The 12,544-nt window shown below is 38.3% G+C and carries 14 protein-coding genes; 8 read left to right on the top strand and 6 right to left on the bottom strand.

Annotated features, from left to right (window positions below; translation table 11 throughout):
• Nucleotides 1–85: 85 nt before the first annotated feature.
• Nucleotides 86–745 (bottom strand): bifunctional tRNA pseudouridine(32) synthase/23S rRNA pseudouridine(746) synthase RluA, encoded by a 660-nt coding sequence (gene rluA, locus ACT2CV_RS06830; RefSeq protein ID WP_464973117.1) that lies wholly within the window; start codon nucleotides 743–745, stop codon nucleotides 86–88.
• Nucleotides 746–851: 106 nt separating this feature from the next.
• Between rluA and ACT2CV_RS06825 the strand changes: the two genes are divergently transcribed.
• The 3 genes from ACT2CV_RS06825 to ACT2CV_RS06815 are packed head-to-tail and all read left to right on the top strand — an operon-like array spanning nucleotide 852 to nucleotide 3,288.
• Nucleotides 852–1,568 carry an ABC transporter ATP-binding protein gene (locus tag ACT2CV_RS06825; RefSeq protein WP_464974036.1) on the top strand — a complete coding sequence of 239 codons (717 nt, stop codon included), beginning with the start codon at nucleotides 852–854 and terminating at the stop codon, nucleotides 1,566–1,568.
• Nucleotides 1,568–2,314 carry an ABC transporter permease gene (locus ACT2CV_RS06820; RefSeq protein ID WP_464973116.1) on the top strand — a complete coding sequence of 249 codons (747 nt, stop codon included), beginning with the start codon at nucleotides 1,568–1,570 and terminating at the stop codon, nucleotides 2,312–2,314. The genes ACT2CV_RS06825 and ACT2CV_RS06820 overlap by 1 nt, the downstream gene beginning before the upstream one ends.
• A 23-nt stretch (nucleotides 2,315–2,337) precedes the next feature.
• Nucleotides 2,338–3,288 carry an ABC transporter substrate-binding protein gene (locus ACT2CV_RS06815; protein ID WP_464973115.1) on the top strand — a complete coding sequence of 317 codons (951 nt, stop codon included), beginning with the start codon at nucleotides 2,338–2,340 and terminating at the stop codon, nucleotides 3,286–3,288.
• Nucleotides 3,289–3,329: 41 nt separating this feature from the next.
• On the opposite strand, the gene ACT2CV_RS06810 is transcribed toward ACT2CV_RS06815, so the two are convergent.
• The 3 genes from ACT2CV_RS06810 to epmB all read right to left on the bottom strand — a co-directional run bounded on the left by ACT2CV_RS06810 (nucleotide 3,330) and on the right by epmB (nucleotide 6,200).
• Nucleotides 3,330–3,719 carry an MliC family protein gene (locus ACT2CV_RS06810; RefSeq protein WP_464973114.1) on the bottom strand — a complete coding sequence of 130 codons (390 nt, stop codon included), beginning with the start codon at nucleotides 3,717–3,719 and terminating at the stop codon, nucleotides 3,330–3,332.
• Nucleotides 3,720–3,730: 11 nt separating this feature from the next.
• Nucleotides 3,731–5,065, bottom strand: coding sequence for a LysM-like peptidoglycan-binding domain-containing protein (locus ACT2CV_RS06805; protein ID WP_464973113.1), 1,335 nt, complete (start codon nucleotides 5,063–5,065; stop codon nucleotides 3,731–3,733).
• A gap of 97 nt (nucleotides 5,066–5,162) precedes the next feature.
• The gene (gene epmB, locus ACT2CV_RS06800) at nucleotides 5,163–6,200 is read right to left on the bottom strand and encodes an EF-P beta-lysylation protein EpmB (RefSeq protein ID WP_464973112.1); all 1,038 of its coding nucleotides are present in this window, start codon (nucleotides 6,198–6,200) and stop codon (nucleotides 5,163–5,165) included.
• 35 nt (nucleotides 6,201–6,235) lie between these two features.
• Between epmB and efp the strand changes: the two genes are divergently transcribed.
• Nucleotides 6,236–6,802, top strand: a complete 567-nt coding sequence (gene efp, locus ACT2CV_RS06795) for an elongation factor P (protein WP_464973111.1) — start codon at nucleotides 6,236–6,238, stop codon at nucleotides 6,800–6,802.
• Between the two features lie 47 nt (nucleotides 6,803–6,849).
• Here the strand turns inward: efp and ACT2CV_RS06790 are convergent, their stop codons facing one another.
• The gene (locus ACT2CV_RS06790) at nucleotides 6,850–7,353 is read right to left on the bottom strand and encodes a DUF2301 domain-containing membrane protein (protein ID WP_464973110.1); all 504 of its coding nucleotides are present in this window, start codon (nucleotides 7,351–7,353) and stop codon (nucleotides 6,850–6,852) included.
• Between the two features lie 125 nt (nucleotides 7,354–7,478).
• Here ACT2CV_RS06790 and ACT2CV_RS06785 point away from each other — a divergent pair, with 125 nt between their 5' ends.
• On the top strand, nucleotides 7,479–8,165 hold the full coding sequence (locus ACT2CV_RS06785; RefSeq protein WP_464973109.1) for an amidophosphoribosyltransferase: 687 nt from the start codon (nucleotides 7,479–7,481) through the stop codon (nucleotides 8,163–8,165).
• Between the two features lie 68 nt (nucleotides 8,166–8,233).
• The gene (gene nfuA / locus ACT2CV_RS06780) at nucleotides 8,234–8,818 is read left to right on the top strand and encodes a Fe-S biogenesis protein NfuA (protein WP_464973108.1); all 585 of its coding nucleotides are present in this window, start codon (nucleotides 8,234–8,236) and stop codon (nucleotides 8,816–8,818) included.
• A 34-nt stretch (nucleotides 8,819–8,852) separates the two neighbouring features.
• Here the strand turns inward: nfuA and ACT2CV_RS06775 are convergent, their stop codons facing one another.
• Nucleotides 8,853–9,905, bottom strand: a complete 1,053-nt coding sequence (locus ACT2CV_RS06775; RefSeq protein ID WP_464973107.1) for a glycosyltransferase family 9 protein — start codon at nucleotides 9,903–9,905, stop codon at nucleotides 8,853–8,855.
• Between the two features lie 75 nt (nucleotides 9,906–9,980).
• Here ACT2CV_RS06775 and ACT2CV_RS06770 point away from each other — a divergent pair, with 75 nt between their 5' ends.
• Together ACT2CV_RS06770 and proS are read left to right on the top strand one after the other, a co-directional pair.
• On the top strand, nucleotides 9,981–10,712 hold the full coding sequence (locus ACT2CV_RS06770; protein WP_464973106.1) for a 3-deoxy-D-manno-octulosonic acid kinase: 732 nt from the start codon (nucleotides 9,981–9,983) through the stop codon (nucleotides 10,710–10,712).
• A gap of 49 nt (nucleotides 10,713–10,761) precedes the next feature.
• Complete coding sequence (gene proS, locus ACT2CV_RS06765; RefSeq protein ID WP_464973105.1) at nucleotides 10,762–12,477, top strand: proline--tRNA ligase; 1,716 nt, start codon at nucleotides 10,762–10,764, stop codon at nucleotides 12,475–12,477.
• Nucleotides 12,478–12,544 lie beyond the last annotated feature (67 nt).

The following is a 12,544-nucleotide window of genomic DNA, read 5'->3' as shown; positions in this document are numbered from 1 at the left end:
AAAGTGCGGTGGGAAAATGCGAAGTTTTAGTGGTCATGCTTTCTGAAGATTTTTAACTTATTCCTATTGGTTGTTATTTAAATAACTAAAAATCTGCTTCACAATAGAAAGTCATTTTCTCTTTTGTGATTGGATGAGCAATTGTTAGGCTTTCTGCATGTAAGCAAAGGCGTGGAGACATGCTCTTTGCTTGCGGATGAGAATAAAATTTATCGCCTAATATAGGATGGCCTAATGCCAACATATGCAGGCGTAATTGATGAGAACGACCTGTTATTGGTGTGAGTTTTACTCTTGTGCTGTTATTGGGTAAACGTTCTAATACTTCAAATTCAGTAATAGCTTTCTTACCTAATACAAAATCAATACGTTGTCGCGGTCGGTTTTCCCAATCACAAATAAGAGGAAGATCAATGATGCCCTTATCTTGTTTAACATGGCCCCAAACTAGTGCTTGATAGTGTTTTTCTGTTTCTCTTTCACGAAATTGGCGTTTTAATTCGCTGTCAGCGGCTTTGCTCATGGCAAATAATAGAATACCGCTCGTTGCCATATCTAAACGATGAGCAGGTTCGCAAAAGCCATATTTCTCTTTCACTCGACTCATTGCACTATCATAATATTCGGGGCGATTCCCTGGTACAGATAATAACCCGCTTGCTTTATTTACAAGCAGGATATAATTGTCTCGGTAAATAATATCAAGCCAAGGTTCTGTTGGGGGATTGTAATCGATTAGCGCCATATTTGATTTCATCATACAAAAGTGCGGTGCATTTTAGCATAAATTTTGCTTTCTCTTTTAGTTATTTTTCCTCTATTATAGGGCTTTATGTTTATTGATATTGATGATGAATACTGTTGAAATTCAACATCTTGACTTTGCGTTTAGTCAACAACGTATTTTTCAAGATTTTAGTTTTAGTTTACCTCAGCAGAAATGGATCGCTTTGCTCGGAGCTTCTGGCATTGGGAAATCAACTTTGCTACGTCTGATTTCTGGATTGGAAACTAATTTTACTCAAGGAACCGTTACTGTTGCAGAGGGAATTAAACTGGCTTGGTTAGCACAACAAGATAGTTTGTTTCCTTGGTTGTCAGTGTTAGACAATGTGCAATTAGAAGCACATTTGCAATCAAAAACGAATGAGAATACCAAGCAGAAAGCAGAAGAATTGTTGGCTGCAGTAAAAATGGCGGAGCATAAAAATAAACCTTGTTATCAATTATCTGGCGGTCAGAGGCAACGCGTTGCTTTGGCTCGCACCTTAATGTTGGAAGCTGATTTAATCTTAATGGATGAGCCTTTTTCTGCTTTGGATGCGGTAACACGTTTGCAATTACAGAAGTTATCTCGAGAATTATTAAAAGATAAAACGGTTTTATTAATCACTCATGATCCGCAAGAAGCATTACGATTAGCGGATCAGGTCTTCGTTTTGAAAAATCAACCCGCACAACTTTCGCAAGCGATTATTCCCTCCACTAAAGCCCCTCGTTTTGAGCAAAATGAAGAATTATGGTTGCTTGAAAATCGCTTATTTAGTGAATTAACTGAGAATTATTGATGAAGACTTTTTTTAAATCCATTTTATTGTGCGTAAGCTTAATTCTGTTATGGCAAAGTGCGGTCTTTTTTTTCGATCTTCCTCATTATTTGTTACCAACTCCAAAGCAAGTTGGCATGGAATTAATGGACCGCTCTGCTTTATTGTGGGAGCATACTCAAGTTACAGCCATCGAAATTTTTATTGGTTTGTTATTAGGCTTTTTACTTGGTTTGATTTCTGCTTTATTACTTTCTTTATCGGAATGGCTGACTTCATTGCTGTTGCCTCTACTAGTGATTTCTCAGGCAATTCCCGTATTTGCCATTGCTCCATTGCTGGTTTTATGGTTTGGTTATGGTATGGCATCTAAAATTGCCATGACGGTATTAATTATTTATTTCCCTGTGACAGCTGCCTGTTATGACGGGCTGCGAAATACGCCAAAAGCTTGGTTAGAATTGGCTAAAACGCTCAACATCTCCGCTTGGGCAATGCTTTTTAAAGTGCGTTTGCCTGCAGCAATGCCTTCTTTAGCATCAGGTCTAAGGATTGCGGTATCTATTGCGCCTATTGGTGCCATTGTGGGAGAATGGGTCGGCTCATCACAGGGATTGGGTTACTTAATGTTACATGCAAATGCGCGTATGCAGATTGATCTGATGTTTGCTGCATTATTTATTCTATTATTAATTGCACTGTGCTTGTATTTTGCTACAGATAAAATTCTCACACATTATTTACCTTGGGTAAGGCATTTGCGCTAACGATGATTTATTTAGGAGGTTTTATGCAAAAAATTCTTTCATTTTTCACCGCACTTTTGGCGTCTTTGTTGCTCATATTGCCAGCACAAGCTGCTGAAAAGTTCACCGTATTAATTGACTGGTTTACCAATCCTGTACATGCCAGCATGGTGATTGCTAAACAGCAAGGCTTTTTTGAACAACAGGGATTAGACGTTGAATTAGTGGAACCCACTGATCCTTCAATGCCGCCAAAATTAGTGGCAGCGGGACAAGCTGATTTAGCTATGGACTACCAACCGCAATTATATATGCAAGTGGAACAAGGCTTACCCTTAGTTCGAGTTGGTACCTTAGTTTCTACTCCTTTTAATTCATTAGCCTTATTAAAAGAGAGTGGTATTAAAAGCTTAGCTGATTTGAAAGGTAAAAAAATCGGTTTTTCTGTTGGTGGTTTTGAAGATTCATTATTAAAAGCAATGTTGACTTCAGCTGGTTTAACGCTAAAAGATGTTGAGTTAGTCAATATTAACTGGGCATTATCACAATCTTTATTAACTAAGCGCGTTGATGCGGTGATCGGTGCTTATCGTAATTTTGAATTGCATGAACTACGTTTAGAAGGAAAAGAAGGTGTAACCTATTTCCCAGAAAATTATGGCGTACCTTCTTATGAAGAATTAATTTTAGTGGCACATAAAGATCGTGTAAATGATCCAAAAATTTCTGCTTTTTTAACCGCAGTTGAGCAAGCAACCACCTATATTAAACAAAACCCAGAAAAAGCCTGGCAAGAGTTTAAGGCTTATAAACCAAAAGAACTCGATAATGAACTAAATCGTCTTGCTTGGAATGATACTTATCCAAAATTTGCAGATAATCCTCGTACTTTAGATAAAGAACGTTATCATAAAGTCGCTGATTTTATGTTACAGCAAGGCTTGATTAAGTCGATACCCGAATTGAATGATTATGCTGTGGAACTAGTAAAATAAAATGAAAATAAAAGGCAGATTATTGAAATCTGCCTTTTTTGTTATTGTTGTTTCACACATTCTTCCGCGAGAATTTGTCCAACGCTATTAAGTAAGGTGTTACTATTATCTGATTTCTCAAACCAGTGCCAATGAATATTAGTATAGGATTTACCTGTTTGAGATAAAGTGGCGTTGAGTTTACCTGTCACGCCTTCAAAAGTAAGATTAATAGAATCTGCTTTTATTTTCTTTGATTTCTTACCACTTTGTGTGAGACGTACAACTTTTACATCTTTTCCATTTTTACAATGATAAAGATCTGTTGTCCCTTTTTGTGCCATTTTATCTAATGTTGTAGGCTTGCTTTTTGCCTTAGGCACTTCTATTGGCTCGATGTGGATGGTACAAGCGCTCAGTCCAACTGCCAGAAGTAATAAAAGTGGTTTCAATGTTAATTTCCTTATTTATGATATTTATAAGAGCCATCTGATTGGCGAGTGAAAGTACCACCATTTGATAAGCGTAATGTATTCACGCGTCCTTCACTATTCACAGAAACTTGAATTTTATCATTGGCTTTAAAGCTACTGAGTACATTATTCGCACCATTTGCTTTTGTCATTGCATTGGCATCACGAATATCTAAACCATTTGTACGGAATACCTGGAATAATGAAACTCCTGCAGGAACAGTTAAGGTTTTGTTGGTACCGTTGCTTGCTACTTTAGCTGGAGTAGCGGCTGTTGTGCTTGGTTTAGCTTCTACTACTGGCGCTTTGGTTTTCGCTTGTTCAGCTGCTGCTTTTGCTTTTTTCTCAGTAGCAATTTTGGCTTGTTCTTTTGCTTTCGCTTCTGCTAATTTTGCTTTTTCTGCTGCAATTCTTGCTTGTTCAGATACTTTTGCTTTTTCTGCTGCAATTCTTGCCTGTTCAACCGCTTTTGCTTTTTCCGCAGCGATTCTTGCTTGTTCTTCCGCTTTTTCTTTCTCTACTGCAACTTTGGTTTGATCTGGCTGTTGCATTGTTTCATTTGTTTGAACCGCTTGCTGAGGGAGTGCTTCCGTTGCAACTGGTTTTTGCTCAGTTGTTACAGACTCGTTGCTTACACTTGGTTGATTATTGGTTGCTGTAGATTCAAGAACAGCAGTTTCGTTTTTATTGTTTTCTTCAACTGCTTTATTTGGATCTAAAGATTGAAATTCTATTGGCATATTGTTGCTATTATTAGCTTGAATTTCTTCAACGGTATCATTGCTTGGTTTTAACCAAATAAGCGCCAATAAAACAGCGATAGCACCAGTAATTGCAATAAATAAACGGCGATGTTTAGTTGGTAATTTTTGCATAATCGCCCAATTCTCAGGGTTTTTACGATTTGGTTTTTCTTGTTGCGGAACGATAGCTTCAACCGGCGTTTCTACGTTTTCTGTTTCTTCCACAACAACATTCTCAGTTGCTACGCTTTCAATGGGTGTTTCTACCATAGTTGCAGATGCATCTACTTCGTTTTCTTCTACAGAGGTGCTCTGAGCCAATGTTGGATTGCCAACTAGGTTTACAGATGGATTGCTCGGGTTTTGTACCGCACTTTGCATACTCTGTGGTGTCACAATATTGGTCGTAGCAGGGCCAAAAGTTGGTTCTTTACGCACAGCAAATTGCGTATGTGATGTATCTTTTTTACCAAATAACCCTGTCATTTTGTATAAGATAGACTGTTCTGCTTTTGGTGCAGGGCTTTGATTTGAGTCGAAATCCAATTCGCTTTGATTGGATGGTTTGTTGTTTTGTTCCACGATAAACCTCAATAAATGCTAAAAATACGCAAAATAACCGCTAAAATTCGCAGCTAAAGTGCGGTCAAAAATTGGCTACATTTTAAAGGATCTTTAGTTATTTGCCTAGTATAAGTTCATTTGAATATAAGGTTTTGTTCGGCTCTTGAGCAATTTCACGTGCAAGTTTTGGCACCAGATAACCAGATGTTAATGTTTGTAGTTTCTGGTAAATTTCTGCTGCCTTCTTATCATCAATATGAAAATGGCTTGCTCCTTCAACTTTATCTAATAAATGCAAGTAATAGGGTAAAATTCGTGCTGCAAAAAGTTTCTCACTTAATGTTTTTAGAGTATGTGGGTTGTCATTCACTTGTTTTAATAACACTGATTGATTCAATAATACCACGCCACTTTGAGCCAATTTAGCCATGGCTGAGCAGAGCTGTTCGTCAATTTCATTAGGATGATTAATATGAGTGACCATAATGGTCGCAAAGCGAGAATTGGCGAGCAGTTGGCAAAGTTCATCGGTAATGCGTTGAGGAATAACGACTGGCAAACGCGTGTGAATACGTAAACGCTGTAAGTGCGGTATATTTTCCAATTGTTTTACCAACCATTCGAGTTCATGGTCTTTCGCCATTAATGGATCGCCACCAGAAAAAATAACTTCATCAATTTCAGTATGTGCAGCAATATAGTCCAATGCTTTTTGCCAATTGGCTTTATTGCCTTTGTTATCTTCATAAGGAAAATGGCGACGGAAGCAATAGCGACAGTTAATGGCGCAGCCACCTTTTACCATAAGCAAGAGGCGATTATGGTATTTATGTAAAATATTTGGCGCAGCGGTTTGTTGCTCTTGCAAAGGATCTTGGATAAATCCTTCCATTTGTTGAAATTCTTTCACATCCGTCATTACTTGCAGAAATAAGGGATCCAGAGGATTACCTTTTTCCATTTTATCTACAAAAGGCTGAGGAACGCGCATAGCAAATAAACGGCGAGCAGCAATATCTTTTTCAAATTTATCAAGGGGCAAATTTAATTGTTGAACTAATTCTTTCGGATCGGAAATGGAATTTGCCAGAATTTCCAACCAATTTGTTGTTTTTTCTTCTCTAATGGAGATATTTTGGGTTAAAATACGCACTTTAATAAAACTAGCTCTATCAAATTGAGGATAATATGGCTACATATACTACCACTGACTTCAAACCAGGTCTAAAATTTATGCAAGATGGCGAACCTTGTGTCATCGTTGAAAATGAATTTGTAAAACCGGGTAAAGGTCAAGCGTTCACTCGTACACGTATTCGTAAATTAATTTCAGGCAAAGTATTAGATGTTAACTTTAAATCAGGCACTTCTGTTGAAGCAGCAGATGTAATGGATTTAAACTTAACCTACTCATACAAAGATGATGCATTCTGGTATTTCATGCACCCAGAAACATTTGAACAATATTCAGCTGATGCAAAAGCAGTTGGTGATGCAGAAAAATGGTTATTAGATCAGGCGGATTGTATTATTACTTTATGGAATGGCTCACCAATTTCTGTTACTCCACCAAACTTTGTGGAATTAGAAATTGTTGATACCGATCCAGGTCTCAAAGGCGATACTGCAGGTACAGGTGGTAAACCAGCAACTTTAAGCACAGGTGCGGTAGTAAAAGTGCCATTATTCGTTCAAATCGGCGAAGTGATCAAAGTGGATACTCGTTCAGGTGAATATGTTTCACGTGTGAAATAAGCGTTGAGCAATGAAAAAGGGCGTATGTAAAAATACGCCCTTTTTGTTTATATTTGATATTTCGTTTTGTCGCCAATATCAAAATGTAATGGCATTCGCCATTTTTGAATAGCGAGAACCGCAAATAGCAATGCGCAAATCAGGCTTATAATGATCAATAAACCGTTAAATTTAGCCACATAACTTAACCATAATAAAGCCACAAGCACTGGCATAGCGTTTAATGCGAAAATACGAAAACAAAAATATTCTTTAAAACACAGCCCACCTAATGTGACCAATACCGCGCCAAGTGCTAATGTCGGTTGGTTAATCATATATAAAAACATGCCTATCCAAGTAGCAAATTGCAATAATAAGCGAAAAGATTTCAAATAAATATGTAACGAAGAGGCGCAGAGAATTGCCGCGGCAAAAAGACCTAATAAAGCGAATTCATAATAGGGTAAAAGTGCGGTGAAAATCGCAGCAAAAATAAAACCAGTTCGATATAAGCAAACGGTGAGTTTATCTAAAAAATCCATTGGAGATTGAATATGTGGATCTGCCATTGTTCTGTCCTTTAATGTTTAGAAAATGATTTTGTGATTTCGCTCGCAAAATCACCACAAGAAAATGTATTTAATCTGTTTTCTGTGTAAGCCTACCATAAAGTGCGGTGCAAAAAGGAATAATTATGAATTTTTGGCGATTTTGTTGTGTTCATTGTCATCGGAAATTAAAAATTGGTTCGCATGGACTTTGCAGTATTTGTAATCGACAAATTCGGCGTTTCAGCTATTGTGGTTGCTGCGGCACAGAATTGGTAAAAAATGAGCAGCATTGCGGGCAATGTTTACGTAATGAGCCGAGTTGGCAGCAAATGGTGATTGTTGGGCATTATAAAGAACCGCTGTCTATCTTAATTCATCGTTTCAAGTTTCAAGGACAATATTGGTTAGATCGTACTTTGGCACGCTTGCTTTATTTAGCTATTCGAGAAGCAAGACGAACTCATTATCTTGATTTGCCTGAAGTTATTTTGCCTGTTCCATTACACCATAAACGCCAATGGAAAAGAGGTTACAATCAGACGGCGTTATTGGCGAAATGGTTATCCAGATGGCTGAATATTCCAGTCAGAGAAGATTTATTGCGACGAGTAAAACATACGCCAAGTCAACGTGGGTTAACGGCAAAATCCAGGCGAGCCAATTTGAAAAATGCTTTTGAAGTTACGCCTGAATTTAAAAAGTGCGGTTATAAATCTGTTTGTTTATTAGATGACGTGATTACGACGGGTTCCACATTAAATGAAATATCAAAGCAGTTACATAAAGTGGGCATCGAGCATATTCAAGTTTGGGGACTGGCGCGTACATAATATTTGCATAAATAGCGATCTAAGCGTATTATGCCCGACATATAAAGTCAGATTATTAAGGGTATCCTATGCAACAAATTAAAATTTCAGCAGCAGCACAGGCGCATTTCCGTAAATTATTGGATCAACAAGAAGAAGGTACCAATATTCGTGTATTTGTGGTTAATCCCGGCTCACCTAATGCCGAATGTGGCGTGTCTTATTGCCCACCTAATGCAGTAGAAGAAGCGGATACCGAAATGAAATATGAAAGTTTTTCTGCATTTGTTGATGAGATCAGCTTGCCTTTCCTTGAAGATGCAGAAATTGATTACGTGACCGAAGAATTAGGCGCGCAACTGACATTAAAAGCACCTAATGCCAAAATGCGTAAAGTTGCCGATGATGCACCATTAATTGAGCGTGTGGATTATGTTATTCAGACACAAATTAACCCACAATTAGCCAGCCATGGTGGACGTATTACTTTAATTGAAATTACTGATGACGGCTATGCTGTATTGCAATTCGGTGGTGGTTGTAATGGTTGCTCAATGGTTGATGTCACTTTAAAAGATGGCGTTGAAAAACAGTTAATTGAAAGCTTCCCAAATGAATTAAAAGGCGCGCGAGATGTAACGGAACATCAACGTGGTGAACATTCATATTATTAAAAAATCTGCCGAAAGGCAGATTTTTTCTTTTAGCTTAATGAATAAAATGCAGTTTGCGTAATTGCACTAACACATCTTCCACTTGAATGTCTGCCATCAGTTGTTTGCCTTTTAATTTGGTTGCCCAAGGCAATTGATGAGAAGGTTTCCCATATTCTTTTTGCACATTCTTTTCGTAAACAGAAACCACATTATCTAAATGATGATAAGGGCCTGTGCGCCAAGGATTATGATAAGCATAAAGACCAACAACAGTTGTTCCCACCATAGTTGCAATGTGCGTGGGGCCACTATCTGGTGCGATGACTAAGTCTGCTTGTTGAATTAATGCGGTAAGTTCTGCAAGATTGGTTTTGCCACAAGCGTTAGTAATGGGAAAATCACAAAGTGCGGTGATTTTTTCACAAGTTTCCATCTCACGTTTGGCAGGCGAACCACATAAAATGACATGAATATTTTGTTGGTGAGCAATTTTCGCCACTTCCGCATAGCGTTCAGTTATCCAATCTTTTTCTACTTTGCTGGAACAAGGCGCAATCACTAAGTTTCGTTTATCTGTGGCAAGGAATTGTTTGGTTTTTTCCTTGCTTTCGGCGGGAATTTGCAAATGCCAATGGGGTTGAAATTCAGGTACGCCAATTTTGTAAGCAAATGCTTTGAAACCTTCTAGCACATGGGGATTTTCAGGATCATTAACACGTTGATTCACAAAAAAATGTTGTCCTTCTCGGCTACGTTTTTGCCCAAAACCAATTTTATATTTGGCTTTAATGCCAAGAGATAAAATAGATGCGCGAATAGCTGTCTGCATATTTAATAACGCATCAAATTGTTGATTCTTAAGTTGTTTCCATAATGCTATTAGTCCTTTCCAACCTGTTTTTTTGTCGTACACAACTAAATTTAAATCAGTGAGAGATGACAATAGCGCATATTCGGCCTTGCCTACAATCCAAGTGATTTTGCATTCAGGATAAAAACGAGCAATTTCCTGTACCACAGCTAAAGCATGGGTTACGTCACCAATGGCGGATAAGCGTAAAATACAGAGAGATTTTGGTGGTTGCTGTGCGCTAAAAAGTGACATAAAAAAGCTCCTTAAATTTTGGAAACCTCAATATTTTAAAGTAGAATAATGCCGTATGCTAGAAGGATCATTAAAATGATTGAATTACAACATAAAAATGCATTTTTTCTCTTTTCTGAACCCCATTATGCAACGGGGGATTATGCACAATTTTTTAATCCAGATTATTGGCAGCAACAAGCGAGAATTTTAGGATCGGCTCGAGGGCGTGGTGTGACTTGGTTTTTACACACACAAGATGTATTTGGGATTAATACGGCATTACGTCATTATTACCGCGGTGGTTTGTGGGGAAAACTGGTAAAAGATCGTTATCGTTTTAGCACCATTGAGCAAACGCGTAGTTTTATGGAATTTAAGTTGCTCCATAAGCTATATCACTCTGGTTTACCAGTGCCGAAACCCATTGCCGCACGTGTTGAAAAAGGTTTGTTCAGCTATCGCGCTGACATTATCATGGAAAAAATTGAAAATGCGCAAGATTTAACCGCACTTTTGCAACAACAAACGCTACCTTCAGCGGCTTGGCAACAAATTGGTGCGCTCGTACGTCAATTACATGATTTGCAAATTTGTCATACTGATTTGAATGCGCATAATATTTTGCTGCAACAAATTGACGCTCAACAAAAATGCTGGCTGTTGGATTTTGATAAGTGCGGTGAAAAATCTGGTGATTTTTGGAAAGCAGATAATTTGGCGCGTTTGCTCAGATCCTTTAACAAAGAAGTCAAACGAATGAATATTCAATTTGAGCCACAAAATTGGCAAGATTTGCTTTCTGGTTATCACAACGCATCAATTTAATGATAAACTAGCGCCATTTTTTGAAAAGATACAACAATTAGGAATAACAATGCGTACAAGTCAATATTTATTTTCAACTTTAAAAGAAACACCGAATGATGCGCAAGTGGTCAGCCACCAATTAATGTTGCGTGCAGGCATGATTCGTGCGATGGCATCGGGTTTATATAACTGGTTGCCAACGGGCATTCGTGTATTAAAGAAAGTCGAAAATATTATTCGTGAAGAAATGAATAAAGGTGGTGCGATCGAAGTGCTTATGCCAGTGGTTCAGCCTGCAGAATTATGGCAAGAATCTGCACGTTGGGAGCAATATGGTCCAGAATTACTACGCTTTAAAGATCGTGGTGAACGTGATTTTGTGTTAGGACCTACTCACGAAGAAGTGATTACTGATCTTGTGCGTCGTGAGGTGACTTCATACCGCCAATTACCACTAAACTTATATCAAATTCAAACAAAATTCCGAGATGAAGTGCGTCCTCGTTTTGGTGTAATGCGTTCTCGTGAATTTGTGATGAAAGATGCCTATTCATTCCATACGACACGCGACAGTTTGCAAGAAACCTATGATGTGATGTATCAAACTTATAGCAATATCTTTAGTCGCTTAGGTTTAGATTTCCGCGCAGTACAGGCGGATACGGGTTCTATTGGTGGTTCAGCATCGCATGAATTCCAAGTGTTAGCAGCTAGTGGTGAAGATGATGTAGTGTTCTCTAGTGAAAGTGATTTTGCAGCGAATATTGAGTTAGCTGAAGCTATTGCCATTGGAGAACGTCAAGCACCAACAGCTGATTTACAATTAGTGGATACACCAAATGCGAAAACTATTGCTGAATTAGTGGAACAGTTCAATCTACCAATTGAAAAAACGGTTAAAACGCTGGTGGTAAAAGGTGCAACTGAAGAACAACCTCTGGTTGCGCTTATTATTCGTGGTGATCATGAATTAAATGAAGTGAAAGCACAAAAACATCCACTGGTGGCGGATCCATTAGAATTTGCTGATGAGGCGGATATTAAAGCAAAAATTGGTGCAGGTGTCGGCTCATTAGGGCCAGTGAACTTAGCTATTCCGGCAATTGTTGATCGAACTGTGGCTTTAATGTCTGATTTTTCAGCAGGTGCGAATATTGATGGTAAGCATTATTTTAATGTGAACTGGGAACGTGATGTGGCATTACCTGAAATTGCTGATTTGCGTAATGTGGTGGAAGGCGATCCAAGCCCAGATGGCAAAGGCACATTACAAATTAAGCGTGGTATTGAGGTGGGGCATATTTTCCAATTAGGTACGAAATATTCAGAAGCGATGAAAGCCACTGTTCAAGGTGAAGATGGCCGCCCACAAACCATGATTATGGGTTGTTATGGCATTGGTGTTACACGAGTTGTGGCAGCAGCAATTGAGCAACATCATGATGAACGCGGTATTATTTGGCCAAGCGATGAAATTGCGCCATTTACTGTGGCGATCGTGCCAATGAATATGCATAAATCGGAAAGTGTGCAACAATTCTCGCAAGATTTATACCGCACTTTAATGGCGAAAGGCGTAGATGTAATTTTTGATGACCGTAAAGAGCGTCCAGGTGTTATGTTCGCTGATATGGAATTAATTGGTGTGCCTCACATGCTTGTTATTGGTGAGAAAAATTTAGCAAATGGCGAAATTGAATATAAAAATCGTCGTACTGGCGAGAAGCAAATGATTGCAAAAGATCAATTGTTGGATTTCTTAGCACAGCAAGTGAAAGCTTAAACTGTAACGAAGAAAAAAGTCATCTAATTTTCACCGCACTTTATGAAAAGTGCGGTGATTTTTTTTG

It is taken from the genome of Reella acinonychis (assembly GCF_052384575.1).
Taxonomy (GTDB): Bacteria; Pseudomonadota; Gammaproteobacteria; order Enterobacterales; family Pasteurellaceae; genus JBQSUQ01.
The sequence above is the reverse complement of the archived record's forward strand: the minus strand, read 5'-3'. Positions and strand labels throughout refer to the sequence as shown.

What these genes read in the sequence shown, in the direction of transcription:
- rluA (WP_464973117.1), bottom strand. Translation starts at nt 745, where the DNA reads ATGGCGCTAATCGATTACAATCCCCCAACAGAACCTTGGCTTGATATT.
- ACT2CV_RS06825 (WP_464974036.1), top strand. Translation starts at nt 852, where the DNA reads ATGAATACTGTTGAAATTCAACATCTTGACTTTGCGTTTAGTCAACAA.
- ACT2CV_RS06820 (WP_464973116.1), top strand. Translation starts at nt 1,568, where the DNA reads ATGAAGACTTTTTTTAAATCCATTTTATTGTGCGTAAGCTTAATTCTG.
- ACT2CV_RS06815 (WP_464973115.1), top strand. Translation starts at nt 2,338, where the DNA reads ATGCAAAAAATTCTTTCATTTTTCACCGCACTTTTGGCGTCTTTGTTG.
- efp (WP_464973111.1), top strand. Translation starts at nt 6,236, where the DNA reads ATGGCTACATATACTACCACTGACTTCAAACCAGGTCTAAAATTTATG.
- ACT2CV_RS06790 (WP_464973110.1), bottom strand. Translation starts at nt 7,353, where the DNA reads ATGGCAGATCCACATATTCAATCTCCAATGGATTTTTTAGATAAACTC.
- ACT2CV_RS06785 (WP_464973109.1), top strand. Translation starts at nt 7,479, where the DNA reads ATGAATTTTTGGCGATTTTGTTGTGTTCATTGTCATCGGAAATTAAAA.
- nfuA (WP_464973108.1), top strand. Translation starts at nt 8,234, where the DNA reads ATGCAACAAATTAAAATTTCAGCAGCAGCACAGGCGCATTTCCGTAAA.
- ACT2CV_RS06775 (WP_464973107.1), bottom strand. Translation starts at nt 9,905, where the DNA reads ATGTCACTTTTTAGCGCACAGCAACCACCAAAATCTCTCTGTATTTTA.
- ACT2CV_RS06770 (WP_464973106.1), top strand. Translation starts at nt 9,981, where the DNA reads ATGATTGAATTACAACATAAAAATGCATTTTTTCTCTTTTCTGAACCC.
- proS (WP_464973105.1), top strand. Translation starts at nt 10,762, where the DNA reads ATGCGTACAAGTCAATATTTATTTTCAACTTTAAAAGAAACACCGAAT.